Source organism: Flavobacterium sp. ASV13 (genome assembly GCF_000745775.1).
Classification (GTDB): Bacteria; Bacteroidota; Bacteroidia; order Flavobacteriales; family Flavobacteriaceae; genus Flavobacterium.
Genome location: NZ_JQJY01000005.1, coordinates 453744 through 469167, shown reverse-complemented (window position 1 = coordinate 469167; position 15424 = coordinate 453744). Strand labels below are relative to the sequence as shown.

At 31.8% G+C, this 15424-nt stretch carries 13 protein-coding genes; 12 read left to right on the top strand and 1 reads right to left on the bottom strand.

Annotated elements, in window-relative coordinates; genetic code table 11:
* Positions 1-14 precede the first annotated feature (14 nt).
* Positions 15-950, top strand: coding sequence for a citrulline utilization hydrolase CtlX (gene ctlX / locus GQ47_RS15975; RefSeq protein ID WP_035650435.1), 936 nt, complete (start codon positions 15-17; stop codon positions 948-950).
* 82 nt (positions 951-1032) lie between these two features.
* Here the strand turns inward: ctlX and GQ47_RS15970 are convergent, their stop codons facing one another.
* A complete protein-coding gene (locus GQ47_RS15970) occupies positions 1033-1659 on the bottom strand; it encodes a MarC family NAAT transporter (RefSeq protein WP_035650433.1) in 627 nt (208 codons plus the stop codon).
* Between the two features lie 152 nt (positions 1660-1811).
* Between GQ47_RS15970 and GQ47_RS15965 the strand changes: the two genes are divergently transcribed.
* The 11 genes from GQ47_RS15965 (at position 1812) to GQ47_RS15915 (ending at position 15420) form a co-directional block, all read left to right on the top strand.
* Complete coding sequence (locus GQ47_RS15965) at positions 1812-2177, top strand: CoA-binding protein (RefSeq protein ID WP_035650431.1); 366 nt, start codon at positions 1812-1814, stop codon at positions 2175-2177.
* A 151-nt stretch (positions 2178-2328) separates the two neighbouring features.
* Positions 2329-2949: a recombination mediator RecR gene (recR, locus tag GQ47_RS15960; RefSeq protein ID WP_035650738.1), complete on the top strand. Its 621-nt coding sequence runs from the start codon at positions 2329-2331 to the stop codon at positions 2947-2949.
* Positions 2950-3021: 72 nt separating this feature from the next.
* On the top strand, positions 3022-3813 hold the full coding sequence (locus GQ47_RS15955) for a polysaccharide biosynthesis/export family protein (RefSeq protein WP_035650428.1): 792 nt from the start codon (positions 3022-3024) through the stop codon (positions 3811-3813).
* A gap of 28 nt (positions 3814-3841) precedes the next feature.
* Positions 3842-6286: a polysaccharide biosynthesis tyrosine autokinase gene (locus GQ47_RS15950; protein WP_035650425.1), complete on the top strand. Its 2445-nt coding sequence runs from the start codon at positions 3842-3844 to the stop codon at positions 6284-6286.
* 11 nt (positions 6287-6297) lie between these two features.
* A complete protein-coding gene (locus tag GQ47_RS15945) occupies positions 6298-7281 on the top strand; it encodes an SDR family oxidoreductase (RefSeq protein ID WP_035650422.1) in 984 nt (327 codons plus the stop codon).
* A gap of 27 nt (positions 7282-7308) precedes the next feature.
* Complete coding sequence (locus GQ47_RS15940; RefSeq protein ID WP_035650419.1) at positions 7309-8700, top strand: UDP-glucose 6-dehydrogenase; 1392 nt, start codon at positions 7309-7311, stop codon at positions 8698-8700.
* An 88-nt stretch (positions 8701-8788) separates the two neighbouring features.
* Complete coding sequence (locus GQ47_RS15935) at positions 8789-9253, top strand: UpxY family transcription antiterminator (RefSeq protein WP_035650416.1); 465 nt, start codon at positions 8789-8791, stop codon at positions 9251-9253.
* Positions 9254-9540: 287 nt separating this feature from the next.
* Complete coding sequence (locus GQ47_RS15930) at positions 9541-10824, top strand: nucleotide sugar dehydrogenase (protein WP_035650414.1); 1284 nt, start codon at positions 9541-9543, stop codon at positions 10822-10824.
* Between the two features lie 30 nt (positions 10825-10854).
* Positions 10855-11862, top strand: coding sequence for a mannose-1-phosphate guanylyltransferase (locus GQ47_RS15925; RefSeq protein WP_035650412.1), 1008 nt, complete (start codon positions 10855-10857; stop codon positions 11860-11862).
* Positions 11863-11874: 12 nt separating this feature from the next.
* Positions 11875-12921 carry a dTDP-glucose 4,6-dehydratase gene (gene rfbB / locus GQ47_RS15920; RefSeq protein ID WP_035650409.1) on the top strand — a complete coding sequence of 349 codons (1047 nt, stop codon included), beginning with the start codon at positions 11875-11877 and terminating at the stop codon, positions 12919-12921.
* A gap of 48 nt (positions 12922-12969) precedes the next feature.
* Entirely contained in the window at positions 12970-15420 is a 2451-nt protein-coding gene (locus GQ47_RS15915) for an SLBB domain-containing protein (RefSeq protein ID WP_035650407.1), read from the top strand.
* The last annotated feature ends 4 nt before the right edge of the window (positions 15421-15424 follow it).

Below are 15424 nucleotides of genomic sequence, written 5' to 3'. Positions count from 1 at the left end.
AAAAATATAAAATCATGAAACAGACAACAAATGCAATCGTGATGATTCGGCCTGTTGCATTCAGAATGAATGAACAGACTGCCGTAAATAATTATTATCAAAAAGTATTAGACGGACTTTTACCAAGTACTGTAAATGCTAAAGCACAGCAGGAATTTGATGCTTTTGTTGAAAAACTTAGAGTGGTTGGAGTAGATGTTACAGTTATTGAAGATACTTTGGAAACAGATACTCCGGATAGTATTTTTCCAAATAACTGGGTTTCATTTCATGAAAATGGAGATGTAGCACTTTATCCGATGTTTGCTGAAAACAGACGCCAAGAACGTCGCGAAGATATTTTGGACACTTTGGAAGAAAAGGGTTTTGAAATATCAAATATAATGGATTACACTTCTGCTGAAGATGATGGTTATTTTTTAGAAGGAACAGGGAGTCTTCTTTTAGACCGTGCTAATGCAAAAGCGTATTGCGCTTTGTCGCCTCGTGCCGATGAAGAATTATTTATTGAATTCTGTGAAGATTTTGATTATGCTCCTGTAATTTTTGAAGCTTTTCAGACTGTTGACGGAGAACGAAAACTCATTTATCATACAAATGTGATGATGTGTTTGGGCGAAACTTTTGCGGTTATTTGTGCAGATTGCATCGATGATAAAAAAGAACGAAAAATGGTTTTGGATAATTTGAGAGACGACAAAAAAGAAATCATTTTAATTACAGAAGATCAGGTAAACAATTTTGCTGGAAATATGTTGGAAGTTAGAGGGACAAACGATAAAAAGTATATTGTTATGAGTGCATCGGCTCATCAAAGTTTAACTGCAAAGCAAATTGCACAATTAGAAAAACACGCCGAAATTTTAAGTTCGAGCTTGGATACAATTGAAGCTTGTGGCGGTGGAAGCGCACGCTGCATGATGGCTGAAGTTTTCTTGCCAAGGAATTAAAAAAAAACAGGTTTTTAAATAAATAAAGAAGGGATAAAGTTTAAAGTTTTATCCCTTTTTTTATTTTTTAAAAAGTTTTAGATTAAAAGTTTCCTTTAATAATATTTACAATAGAACTTACGATATATTGAATTCCGATAGAAATTACAATGAATCCAACTATTCGGGAAATTGCAACAATTCCTGATGCACCTAGTATGCGGGCAAGGTAATGTGCACTTTTTAGAATGGCAAAAATGCTGACTCCAATTGCTAAAATAGCAAGACATGAAATAATGATTTCATTCATTTCATGATGTTCTTGGTAAAAAGCAATTAGAAGAGAAATTGAACCTGGTCCCGCTAACATTGGAATTGCTAATGGCGTCAAGGCAATGTCGTTTCTTTGCTGTGCGTCAGTTTCAATTTTTTTATTTATTCCTCGTTTTTTATTAAATTTTCCCGAAAGCAATGAAAAGCCAGAATTCACAATTACAATTCCGCCTGCAATTCGAAGAGCATCAATGCTAATCCCAAAAAATGTCAAAACATATTGACCGATAAAAAAAGATACCAATAAAATGATAAAAACATTTATTGCGGTCCATAGAGAAATTCTTGAACGTTCTTTTTGTGAATCGTGCTGTGTTAATCCAACGAAAATCGGTACAGTGCCAATTGGGTTTAAAACGGAAAAAAGTGCGGCAAATAAGTAAATGAATAAATCCATAAAATTTCGGTTAGTGAAGTAAAAGTAGTTATTTTTTTATATTGACAGCTAAAACGGAGTTATGATATTATTTTTTTAGAGTCAATATTCTGAATTTATAAGACAAGTTAACCTCATTCTTTTTAACTACTTTTGCACTTTAAATTAAAAAGATGAAAAATAAAAAGACATTACTTCTAGGTGCTACAACAAAACCAGATCGTTATGCATTTAGAGCCATAAATATGCTTACTCAAAAAGGGCACACAGTATTAGCAATTGGTCAAAATACTGGAGAGGTAGCTGGTGTAAAAATTCATACAAAAGCAATTCCTGTAAAAAATATCGATACAGTAACTTTGTATTTAAACCCATCTCGTCAACGTGATTATTATAATTATATAATTGAAGCACAACCTAAAAGAGTAATTTTTAATCCCGGAACAGAGAACCCTGAATTGTATCAATTACTAGAGTTGAATAATATTGAGGTCGAAGTTGCTTGTACATTAGTTTTATTGGCTACAAACCAATATTAATCGAAAAAAAGCGTTTTAAAACTTTCCAATTGTATTGGGAAGTTTTGTTTTTTATTGGCAGATAGAAACAAGATAAATCCCTATTTCTTTTAGAGTTGAATTTAATTGTTTGAAAGATGCTGATACCGTTAAAAATGTTACTTTTGTCGTCATGGAATTTTCATCAAAATTAATAGAGAAAGCGGTTAATGAAATGTCGCAATTGCCTGGTATTGGTAAACGTACAGCTCTGCGATTAGTTCTTCATTTGCTTAAACAGCCAAAGGAGCAAACAGGCTTTTTGTCTCAGGCACTTTTAAATATGCGTGAGGATATTAAATTTTGTGAAAATTGCCATAACATTTCAGATACAAAAGTGTGTGAAATATGTGTCAATTCATCTAGAAATCATCAGACTATTTGTGTTGTTGAGGATATTCGTGATGTTATGGCTATTGAAAATACGGGTCAGTATAAAGGGATTTATCATGTGTTGGGAGGAAAAATTTCTCCAATTGAAGGTGTTGGTCCAAGTCAGTTAAATATTTCAACTTTAGTCGAAAAAGTCAAATCCGGAAAAGTTGTTGAAATCATTTTTGCATTAAGTTCAACCATGGAAGGTGATACGACCAATTTTTATATCTATAAACAAATTGCAGAATTTCAAATTATAATTTCTACGATTGCAAGAGGAATATCAGTAGGAGACGAATTGGAATATGCTGATGAAGTTACTCTCGGCAGAAGTATTTTGCATCGCGTTCCATTTGAAAAAACATTCAAGAACAATTAAATAAACCCCAATTGAAATATAGATTTTCCGAAGATTAAATGGAAAAGCTATATTTGCGATAAAATTTTAACAATGACAAAAAATAGTTTTTATATCCTGTTGCTGATTAGTATGCTTTTTACTTCATGTATTCCTATAAAAGATTTAGTATATCTGCAGGATAAAAATTCTTCTGAAGACTCAAATACTGTTGCAGTAGTTGAAACTAAGCCTTACAGGCTTCAGGTTAATGATGTTTTAAGTATTAATTTAAAAGCCATAGACCCTAAATTAGTTGCAATTTTTAATAAAACAGAGAGTACATCTCTAACAACCGGAAGATCTGAGGCTGCCTTATATTTTGACGGATTTACAGTTGATGATCATGGGAATATTCGAATTCCAATTTTAGGCGAAATAAATGTTATTGGTTATACTCTGGAAGAAGTTCGAGTGATAATTGAGAAAAAATTGCTTGAAGAATATTTTAAAACAGATGCTAATATATTTGTGACAATAAAATTAGCGGGTTTTAGATATACAATAAATGGAGAGGTTGGAAGCACAGGTACAAAAACAATGTTTCAAGAGCATGTGAATATTATGGAAGCTGTTGCAAATGCTGGAGATATTAATACAGTGGGAGATAGAAAATCTGTGACTATAATTCGACAAACACCTACCGGAGTTCAAATGAACGAGATTGACCTTACTGATGTGAACGTCATGAAATCTCCTTACTATTACTTACAACCTAATGATTATATTTATGTCAAGCCATTGAGACAAAAAACATGGGGAACTGGGCAAACGGGAATACAGTCAATAGGTACAATTATTACTTTATTGTCACTGGCAACAACAGTGTATTTAATTATAAAATAAGAATCAAAACTAAAAATTAGGCTCGAAAATGTTAGATATAAAAGATTTGTCGATTTTTGAAAATCATTCAAGTTTTGATTTTAAAGGTATGTTGCTAAAAATTCTTAGCTATTGGAAATGGTTTTTAGTGAGTTTAATTATCGCGTTTACTATTGCATATCAGGTAAATATTCGTAAAGAAAAAATTTATGGAATGCAGACTTTGATTTCGATTAAAGAAGAAAGCAATCCTTTTTTTACCTCAAATACAAGCTTGGTTTTTAATTGGGGAGGAATTTCAGATCAGGTAAATGGAATAACAACAATATTACAGTCAAGATCTCATAATGAGTTAGTAGTTAGTAAACTTCAATATTATATTGATTACCTAACCATGGGTGAATACAATTTAATTGATGCTTATGGTAGCGTGCCATTTTATGTTGATATCGATAAATCTAGAGGGCAGCTTGCAAATACCTTGATAAAAATTAAATTTATCAGTGCAAATGTATATGAGATACATATTCCTTTTGAGAATAATTCGGTTTCATTGATTAATTATGCTGAAAATTCATATTCTAAAACAGCAGTTCAGCCTGTAGAATTTGTAAAAAGGTACAAAGTTGGTGAACGCGTTTCTTTGCCTTTTTTAAATTGGGAATTGCAAATTAATGATAATCCGGGTTTGTATATAGGAAACGAGTATTTTGTCAAATTCAATGATTTTGATGGAACAGTTTCCCGTTACAAAGGCATAAGTGTTGGTTCTGATGATAAGGGCGGCTCAATTTTGACTTTGGGAATGCAAGGCACAAACAAAGCGAGACTTGTTGAGTATCTTAATTCAACAGTAAAAATGTTGATCAAAATTCAATTGGATGGGAAAAATCAATTTGCAAACAATACGATTAAATTTATTGATAGTACTTTAGTTGCTATGGAATTGCAATTAAAGCAAACAGGGAATGAGTTAAAATCATTTAGAAAAGATAAAAATATCTATGAAATAGAAGATGGAGGGGCGAAGGTTTCTGACAAAATAATGAATTTTGATGTCGAAAGAGATCAGATCGCCAGAAAAATTACATATTATAATTCACTAAAATCGTATCTAAATAACAGTGTTGATTATTCGAGATTACCAGCACCATCAGTTGCAGGAATTGAGGACCCGAATATTGCGACAAATATTTCGAAGCTAATTGCGCTCTCAACTCAAAGGTCAGAAATGGCATATGCCGTTAAAAGCGATAAGATTTTTAAGGATTTTGATAATCAAATGGAGGCGCTTAAAAGCGTTTTGCTTGAAAATATTGTTTCTGCAAAAGCATCTCTCGTTTATGATTTATCGTTAGTAAATGCTAAAATAGGAGAAGCGGAAAATACAGTTAAAAGGTTGCCAGAAGAGCAACAGGAGCTATTGAAGATAAAAAGAAAATATGATTTAAACGACAATATTTATACAACATTTCTTCAAAAACGAAATGAAGCAGAAATTGTAAAAGCATCTAATTTATCTGACATCCATTTTATTGATCCGGCTAAAGAAATAGGAGGAGCTTTGGTAGGTCCTAAAACTTCTGTTAATTATATATTAGCGCTGTTTTTAGGAATACTGATTCCCTTGTTAATTGTTTTACTGATTTTTTTTATTAATAATTCCATTCAAAACACTGAGGAGCTTACAAAGTTGAGTCAAATACCAATAATTGGTGTAATCGGTGTAAATAAAGGAGGGGTTAATCTCGCTGTTTTCGATAAACCTAAATCGGCACTTTCTGAAGCTTTTAGGGCAATTCGATCTTCATTGCAATTTTTGTATAAAAAACGGCAGGTAAGTGGTTCAAAAACTTTAATGATAACTTCATCAATAAGTGGTGAAGGAAAAACATTCTGTTCGATAAATATTGCAACAGTTTTTGCCTTGAGCGAAAAGAAAACGGTTATTGTAGGTTTGGATTTAAGAAAGCCAAGATTGGCAGATGAATTTAATTTAACTACTCAGACGGGAGTTGTGAATTATTTAATTAGACAAAATAATTTGAGTGAAATTACGAATTCTACAGAGGTTCCAAATCTTGATGTTATTCTTTCTGGACCAATTCCTCCAAATCCATCAGAGTTGATTTTGAGTGAAGCGATGGGAGAATTAATTGAAGAATTAAAAAATAAATACGATTATATCATTTTGGATACACCTCCTGTAGGTTTAGTTTCAGATGCATTAGAATTATCTCAATACTCAGACGTAACTTTGTATATCGTGAGACAGAATTATACTAAAAAAGATATGATAACGTTGTTGAATACCAGAGTTAAGAGAGGTGAACTAAGTAATGCAAGTATTGTTTTCAATGGATATGAAAACAAAGCAAAATATGGTTCAGCTTATGGTTACGGATATGGTTATGGAGATTATTCTAACGGATATCTGGATGAGGAAGAAAAAAAGAAATCAATAAAAACTTTTCTAAATAAATTGAAAAAATAAATTTGATTCAAATGGGAACATCAATTCAAAGGACTATTTTAATTACAGGAGGTGCGGGATTTATTGGCTCAAATTTGTGTGAATATTTTTTGAGGCTTGGTGATAAAGTAGTTTGTCTAGATAATTTTTCAACTGGACATCGTCATAATTTGGATAATTTTATTGAAGATTCAAATTTTGAATTAATTGAAGGTGATATTCGCAATTTAACAGATTGTATTTTAGCCGTGAAAGGAGTCGATTATGTTTTGCACCAAGCGGCATTAGGTTCTGTTCCTCGTTCGATAAATGATCCAATAACGACAAATGATGTAAATGTTTCCGGTTTTTTAAATATGCTAGTCGCATGCAGAGATGAAAAAGTTAAACGTTTTATCTACGCTGCAAGTTCGTCAACATATGGAGATTCTGAAGGATTGCCTAAAGTTGAAGATATTATAGGGAAACCATTATCACCATACGCCATAACTAAATATGTGAATGAATTGTATGCTGAAATTTTTAGTAGAACATACGGTTTAGAAACTATTGGCTTACGATATTTCAATGTTTTTGGACAGAGACAAGACCCGGAAGGAGCTTATGCAGCAGTAATTCCAAAGTTTGTAAAACAGTTGATAAAATATGAAAGCCCTGTGATAAATGGTGATGGAAATTATTCAAGGGATTTTACCTATATCGAAAATGTAATTCAGATGAATGACTTGGCGATTAAAATCCAAAATACTGAGGCTACTAATACAGTTTACAATACAGCATTTGGAGAACGCAATACATTGAATGATTTGGTAGAATGTTTAAAAGAATATCTTTCAGAATTTGATTCGAAAATTGCTGATGTCAAAATTATTTATCGAGAAAATAGAGCAGGAGACATTCCACATTCGTTGGCAAGTATTGATAAGGCTAAAAGTATGCTAGGTTATGATCCAAAATATTCTTTACAAGATGGTTTGAAGGAAGCGGTAAACTGGTATTGGAATAATTTAAAATAAAAATAGACTAAGTTAATAGTATAATAAATGAAAGTTACAAAAATTTGTTGCATAGGTGCAGGTTATGTTGGAGGTCCAACTATGGCAGTGATTGCTCAAAAATGTCCACATATTCAAGTGACAGTTGTCGATTTGAACGAACAAAGAATCAAAGACTGGAATGATCCAGATACTAATAATATTCCTATTTACGAACCAGGTTTATCTGAAATTGTTGATGAAGCAAGAGGAAGAAATCTTTTCTTTTCGACAGATGTTGAAAAAGCAATTGATGAAGCCCAAGTGATTTTTATATCAGTTAATACGCCAACGAAAACATACGGAAAAGGTAAAGGCATGGCAGCTGATTTAAAATACATTGAATTGTGCGCCAGACAAATTGCAAAAGTAGCAAAGGAAAATAAGATAGTTGTAGAAAAATCTACTTTACCAGTAAGAACAGCCGAAGCTATAAAAAGTATTTTAGATAATACAGGAAATGGTGTGCAATTTCAGATTTTGTCTAATCCTGAGTTTTTAGCAGAAGGAACTGCAGTTACAGATTTGTTGAATCCTGATCGAATTTTAATTGGTGGAGATACAACTCCAGAGGGTGAATCGGCAATAAATGCTTTAGTTGATGTTTATGCGAACTGGGTCGATAAAAATAAAATTTTAACAACAAATGTTTGGTCTTCAGAATTATCGAAACTTACGGCAAATGCATTTTTAGCACAAAGAATTTCTTCAATAAATGCAATGTCTGAATTATGCGAAAAGACAGGAGCTGATGTAAGTGAAGTTGCAAAAGCGATTGGAATGGACAGTCGAATTGGGCCAAAGTTTTTAAAAGCTTCAGTCGGATTTGGAGGTTCTTGTTTTCAAAAAGACATTTTGAATTTAGTATACATAGCGAAATCATATGGATTGAATGAAGTGGCTGATTATTGGGAACAGGTTATCATAATGAATGACCATCAAAAAAGAAGATTTTCTAATAAAATTGTTCAGACTTTATATAACACTGTCGCTGATAAGAAAATAACATTTTTAGGTTGGGCCTTCAAAAAAGACACGAATGATACCCGTGAATCAGCTGCAATTTACGTTGCTGACGATTTAATTAATGAGCAGGCAAAAATATCAGTATATGATCCTAAAGTTTCAGGAAGTAAAATGTTAACTGATTTAAATTATTTGCAAACTAGAACAGATGAAGAAAATAATGCTGCGCTAACTGCGTTTGATAATCCTTATGAAGCTTGTTTAGGAGCACATGCTATTTCAATTTTGACCGAATGGGATGAATTTGTCTCTTATGACTGGCAAAAGATTTACGATGCAATGCATAAGCCTGCTTTTATATTTGACGGACGAAATGTTTTGAATGCAAAAGAGTTAGAGTCAATAGGGTTTATTTATAAAGGAATTGGTTCATAAATGTAAAAGCCAAATATTGAATTAAGATTTAGTATTATAGAATGAATGAAGTATGAATGGAATTTTGTTTCAATATAGTGTTTAATTTATGAATTGGTATGTAGTTTATACAAAGCCCAAATGGGAGAAAAAAGTAGCAGAGAGGCTGACTCAAATAGGTGTAGAATGCTATTGCCCATTAATTACCCAAGTAAAACAATGGTCAGACAGAAAGAAAAAAATTGAGGTTCCTCTTTTTAACTCTTATGTATTTGTTCAACTTTCAGAAATAGATCGAAATTCCGTTTTTAATATTCCAGGTGTTGTTAGGTATTTATTTTGGCTTGGAAAACCTGCAATTGTCCGTGATGAAGAAATTGGTATAATTAAATCGAGTCTTAACGCGACAAATGTAAGTGATGTTTCAGTTTCATCAATTCAAGTGGGAGACCGGATAAAGCTTGAATCAGGAGCTTTTAGTAATCAAGATGCAATTGTTCAGGAAATTTCAAAAACGCATTATATTTTGGTATTAGAATCTTTAGGTTGTGTGCTAAAGGTTAAATACAAATAAATGATAAAATTTTTTAAAAAAAAGCAGAGGATAAAATCAATAAAAATTAAGGTTTTATTTTCTGTTTTTTTTATGGCGTATTTTTTTACAGTCTGACAGATAACTAGTTGAGTTTTTAAAGATTTTCTTATTTTTTGTTTTCTAAGTATTACGGGAAACCGTGTTGAATAAATTGATTGAATGTGCTATATTTGCCGTGATTATACTTTTTTAGTAAACCAAGCATATTAATGGGACTTGGAATGGCGAAGCCATGTGTTGTTATGAATAAAGCTAATATTTTTTAAATGAACGAAGACATAAAAATAGCTGTTATAGGTTTAGGTTATGTTGGTCTCCCTTTAGCAAGATTATTTGCTACAAAATATCCAGTTGTGGGTTTTGATATTAATAAATCGAGGGTAGATAACTTAAAATCTGGAATAGATTCTACTCTGGAGGTTGATCAATATGATTTACAAAAAGTATTAGTTGATAAACCTAATTCACAAATTGGACTGTATTGTACAAGTTCTTCAACAGATATTGCTGATTGTAATTATTTTATAATTACTGTCCCAACTCCTGTTGATAGAAATAATCGTCCTGATTTAACTCCCTTATACAAATCAAGTGAAACAGTTGGAAAAATATTAAAAAAAGGAGATATTGTTATTTATGAATCAACTGTTTATCCAGGTGTTACTGAAGAACAATGTGTGCCAGTTTTAGAAAACGTTTCGGGCCTGAAATTAAATATTGATTTTTATGCGGGATATTCTCCTGAAAGAATTAATCCCGGAGACAAGGAGCACACTGTCGAAAAAATTTTAAAAGTAACTTCTGGTTCAACGCCGGAAATAGGTTTAAAAGTAGATGCTCTTTATAAATCTGTAATTACTGCGGGTACGCATTTAGCTCCAACAATAAAAGTTGCCGAAGCAGCGAAAGTTATTGAAAACTCTCAAAGAGATATTAATATTGCTTTTGTAAATGAATTAGCCAAAATATTTAATTTAATGAATATTGATACTCAGGAAGTATTAGCGGCGGCAGCTACGAAATGGAATTTCTTGCCTTTTAAACCAGGCTTGGTTGGAGGACATTGTATTGGCGTAGATCCCTATTATTTAGCTCAAAGAGCACAGGAGTTTGGATATCATCCCGAAATAATTTTGGCCGGTCGACGTTTAAATGATAGCATGGGTGAATACATTGCTTCGCAAGTAGTAAAATTGATGATAAAAAAAGGTATTTCTGTCAATGGAGCTAATCTTTTAATGTTGGGTATAACGTTTAAAGAGAATTGTCCAGATGTCAGAAATACTAAAATTGTTGATGTTGTAAAATCATTGACAGAATATGGAATAGCAGTAATAATATTTGATCCATTAGCAAATATTAAGGAAGTAAAAGAAGAATATGGATTGACTACCATAAATTCAATTCCAAAAGAAAAATTTGATGCAATAGTACTTGGTGTTGCACATGCCGAGTTTTTAAAGTTAAATTTTTCAGAGTTACAGAAAGATAATAGTTTATTATACGATGTAAAAGGAGTATTAGGCACTATCGCTGATAATAGATTATAGACACTTCTTGGATTTTTTTATTTATAGATGATGAGTACAAATAAAACAATTACACATGTAATTTTAACTGGCGGAGTAGGGAGCAGATTATGGCCTCTTTCTCGTAAAAGCCAGCCAAAACAATATTTAGAGATATTTGAAGGGAAATCTTTATTTGAAATGACAGTAGATCGTAATAGTCATTTAGCAAATAAAGTTATGGTTGTCGGAAATGTTGATAATCATCATTTAAGTGGAAAAGTAATGGATAAATCTAAAACTTTATATACTAATATTGTTGAGGCAACTCCCAGAAATACTGCAGCTGCAATTGCTTTTGCTGCATTTGCGTCTGATCCGGATGACATCTTGATTGTTACACCTTCTGATCACATTATAGATTTAATGGAAAATTATAATAATGCGATAGATGAAGCTATTTTAAAAGCAAATGAAGGATTTATTGTTACTTTCGGCGTCATTCCAACTAAACCTGAAACTGGATATGGTTATATTGAATCAAAAGGAGATAAAGTAATATCATTTCGTGAAAAACCAAACGAAACTACGGCTAAAGAGTTTATAGCAAGAGGCAATTTTTTATGGAATAGTGGGATGTTTTGCTTTAAGGCTGGTGTTCTTCTAGATGAATTAAAACAATTTCAGCCTGATGTTTATGAAAAATCCAAAGAAGTTTGGGAAAAAAGTAAAGATGGGTTTTTAGATTTAAATCTATCTCTAGAGATTCCATCAATCAGTATTGATTATGCTGTAATGGAACGTAGTAAGAAAATAAAAGTAGTACCAGCATCATTCTCTTGGTCTGACTTAGGGTCTTTTGAGTCGGTTTATGATTATCTGATATCCAAAGGTCATCCAACTGATAAAAACGGAAATATGGTAATTGGATGTAATCTGCATACAACTTTTCTTGGATTAAAAAATACTATTTTCGTACATACAGATTCTGCTAATTTGATTTTGCAGAAAGAAAACTCGCAAGATGTAAAAGATATTTACAGCGAATTAGAAAAACTAAACTCTGAATTACTAAACTAAATTAAAATTAAAATGAAAAAAATTCTTATCACTGGCGGCGCTGGTTTTATTGGGTCACATGTAGTGAGACGTTTTGTGAATAAATATCCAGAATATCAAATTTTTAATTTAGATGCATTAACTTATGCTGGAAATCTAGAAAATATTAAAGACATCGAAAATCAACCTAATTACACTTTTGTAAAGGGAGATATTGTAGATGAAAATTTTATAAATGAACTTTTTTCGTCACATAATTTTGATGGAGTTTTACATTTAGCTGCAGAATCTCACGTAGACCGTTCAATTGAAGATCCATTGGCATTCGTTAAAACAAATGTTATTGGAACAATGAATTTGTTGAACGCTGCTAAAAATCAATGGAAAAATAATTTTGAAGGCAAAAGATTTTACCACATTAGTACAGATGAAGTTTATGGTTCGTTAGGGGCGGAAGGCTTGTTTACAGAAACAACACCTTATGATCCTAATTCTCCTTATTCCGCTTCAAAAGCTAGTTCTGATCATTTCGTTAGAGCTTATGGCGAAACTTATGGTTTGCCTTATGTTTTGACAAATTGTTCAAATAATTATGGATCTTATCATTTTCCTGAAAAATTAATTCCCCTATTTATAAATAACATTATAAATAATAAAGCCCTGCCGGTTTATGGAGATGGAAATTATACTCGTGATTGGCTTTTTGTTGAAGATCACGCCATTGCAATAGACCTAGTTTTCCATGAAGGTAAAAATCATGAAACATACAATATTGGAGGGTTTAATGAATGGAAAAATATTGATTTGGTTAAATTATTATGCCAAATTATGGATGGTAAACTGGAAAGAGAAGAAGGAACATCTGAAAAACTAATTACTTATGTAAAAGATAGACCTGGTCATGATTTACGTTATGCAATTGATGCGTCAAAAATCAATAAGGAATTAGGGTGGAAACCGTCTGTTACTTTTGAAGAAGGATTGGAAAAGACTATTAATTGGTATTTAAATAATGAGGAGTGGCTGAAAAATGTTACATCAGGTTCATATAAGGATTATTATAAAAAACAATATTCATAAATCTAAAAATTTATTTTAACGATATATAAAAGTTAAAACTATAGCCGAATGAAAAAGATAACTTACGTTCTTACATTATTTTTTATTTTATTAATGTCTTTCAATGGACATGCTCAGGATTTACTTAAGTCTAAGGATTTGAGTACCATAAAAGTTGATTATTTGTCAGATGATGATTTGTCAAAAATTAGCGCTCAGTTAAAAAGCAACAATGCAACACTTGATCAGGTTGAACCAATGGCTTTGTCTAAAGGTATGACTCAAACAGAGTTTAATAAATTAAGGATCAAGCTTACAGAATATGAAAAAAAGAATGCTAAAGATTCTGATAAAAATAAAAATACTGACAATGAAAATAAGTTAAAGAAAAATGATAAAGATTCAGAGTTCGGTAGAAAACAGGAAAAAATCAAAAACGATAAAGTAAAGGATTCGATAAATGCGTTAATTTTTGGTTCTGAATTATTCGATAATCCGACATTGAATTTTGAACCAGATTTAAAATTAGCAACTCCAATGAATTATGTTTTAGGGCCTGGTGACGAATTGCAGGTAAGTGTATATGGAGTTCAGGAGTATAGCGCAAGTATTCCGGTAAGTGTAGAAGGAAAAGTTACTATTGATTATGTTGGACAGATTTCTGTTTCAGGGATGTCAATTGAAGCGGCAACTCAAAAAATAAAAGCTGCAATAGCGAGAGTTTACAGTACAGTTAGATCAGGTCAGTCACAAGTTAGTATTAGTTTAAGTCAAATCCGTACTATCAAAGTAACAATCGTGGGCGGAAAACAACCTGGAAATTATTCAATATCATCATTGGCTACAGTTTATAACGCATTGCACTTAGCTGGAGGACCAGGAAAAAACGGAAGTTATAGAAATATTGAATTAATAAGAAATAACAAAGTTTATAGAAATATAGATATCTATAGATTCTTGGTAAAAGGAGATCAGTCAGATAATGTGAGTTTAAAAGACAATGACGTTATCAGAATTCCAGCTTACAGCCAAAGAGTTGTTGTAGAGGGTGAAGTAAAAAGACCAGGAATTTTCGAAATGAAAAAGGGCGAAAAATTCTCCGATTTATTAAATTTTGCATCTGGCTTTAATGAATTTGCGTACACAGCTTCTGTAAATGTTTTGCAGAAAACGGGAAAAGAGTTTAAGGTGCACGACATTAATGAAAGTGATTATAATACTTATGTACCACAATCTGGAGATGTTTTTAAAGTAACTAAAATTTTAAATCGCTTCGAAAATCGTATCAAAATTGAAGGTGCGGTATTTAGACCAGACTATTATTCATTTAATGAGGGAATGAGAATTTCTGATCTTATTACTAGAGCAGAAGGACTTAAAGAAGATGCATATTCGAAAAGAGCACGAATTATTCGTTTAAAAACTGATTTAACTACCGAAATTGTAAATGTAGATTTAGCAAGTGCATTATCAGGGGACTTAAATGCTGATATTGAACTGAAAAGAGAAGATATTGTTACAGTATATTCAATATTAGATTTTAGGGAAGAATATAAAGTAACAATTGATGGAGAAGTTAAAAACCCTGGAGAATATGAATATTTTGAAAATCTAACATTAAATGATTTAGTTGTTCAAGTTGGAGGATTAACGGGTTCTGCATCAAAACGAGTAGAAATTGCAAGAATGGTAAAGTCTGATGTAATAGACGACGCTGATCCTAAACGTGTTGAGTTAATTGAACTTGAGATTACCGCCGATAACAATGAACAGGTGAAAAATTTTATTTTAAAACCATTTGATGTTATTAATATTCGAAAAATGGCAGTTTACGAAAAACCACAGATGGTTACAGTAAGCGGTGCAGTTGGATATCCAGGAAAATATGTTTTAGCTAATAAAAAAGAAACTGTTTATAATGTTGTAATGAGAGCTGGCGGATTGACTTCGATAGCAAATTTAGATGGAATGAAAATCAAAAGACCAATCAAGCAAGAGCAAATTGAAAAGATTGAAAGTGTTGATTTGAATTTATCCAAAAATGATACTCTAAAAGAAAAACTTACCAAAAAATTAAAAGAAGATTTAAAATATGCTACTATTCCAGTTAATTGGGAGAAAATAGTAAAAGATAAAAATCACTATTCAAATGTTACATTGTTTCCAGGTGATGAAATCGAGGTTGCGGTTTATAATGAAGGAGTTAAAGTTACGGGTAATGTACTTTTAACTTCCGAAATTCCATACCGTAGCGGAAAAGGATTTAAATATTACATAAATGCTGTTGGTGGAGTTGATAATAAAGGATGGAAGAAAAAAGCATATATCATTTATCCAAATGGAAAAGCGTCAGTAACACAATCCTTCTTGTTCTTTAGATCATATCCAAAGGTTGAACCTGATTCCCAAATTGTGGTTCCGGAAAAGCCTGAAGGAAAGAAAATGAGTACAGGAGAATGGGTAAGTATTGGTAGTGTACTGACTAGTTTAGCTTTATTAATTGTCACAGCTTTTAAATAGTATT

Coding starts and splice junctions, on each gene's coding strand:
- ctlX (WP_035650435.1), top strand. CDS start 15: ATGAAACAGACAACAAATGCAATCGTGATGATTCGGCCTGTTGCATTC.
- GQ47_RS15970 (WP_035650433.1), bottom strand. CDS start 1,659: ATGGATTTATTCATTTACTTATTTGCCGCACTTTTTTCCGTTTTAAAC.
- GQ47_RS15965 (WP_035650431.1), top strand. CDS start 1,812: ATGAAAAATAAAAAGACATTACTTCTAGGTGCTACAACAAAACCAGAT.
- recR (WP_035650738.1), top strand. CDS start 2,329: ATGGAATTTTCATCAAAATTAATAGAGAAAGCGGTTAATGAAATGTCG.
- GQ47_RS15955 (WP_035650428.1), top strand. CDS start 3,022: ATGACAAAAAATAGTTTTTATATCCTGTTGCTGATTAGTATGCTTTTT.
- GQ47_RS15950 (WP_035650425.1), top strand. CDS start 3,842: ATGTTAGATATAAAAGATTTGTCGATTTTTGAAAATCATTCAAGTTTT.
- GQ47_RS15945 (WP_035650422.1), top strand. CDS start 6,298: ATGGGAACATCAATTCAAAGGACTATTTTAATTACAGGAGGTGCGGGA.
- GQ47_RS15940 (WP_035650419.1), top strand. CDS start 7,309: ATGAAAGTTACAAAAATTTGTTGCATAGGTGCAGGTTATGTTGGAGGT.
- GQ47_RS15935 (WP_035650416.1), top strand. CDS start 8,789: ATGAATTGGTATGTAGTTTATACAAAGCCCAAATGGGAGAAAAAAGTA.
- GQ47_RS15930 (WP_035650414.1), top strand. CDS start 9,541: ATGAACGAAGACATAAAAATAGCTGTTATAGGTTTAGGTTATGTTGGT.
- GQ47_RS15925 (WP_035650412.1), top strand. CDS start 10,855: ATGAGTACAAATAAAACAATTACACATGTAATTTTAACTGGCGGAGTA.
- rfbB (WP_035650409.1), top strand. CDS start 11,875: ATGAAAAAAATTCTTATCACTGGCGGCGCTGGTTTTATTGGGTCACAT.
- GQ47_RS15915 (WP_035650407.1), top strand. CDS start 12,970: ATGAAAAAGATAACTTACGTTCTTACATTATTTTTTATTTTATTAATG.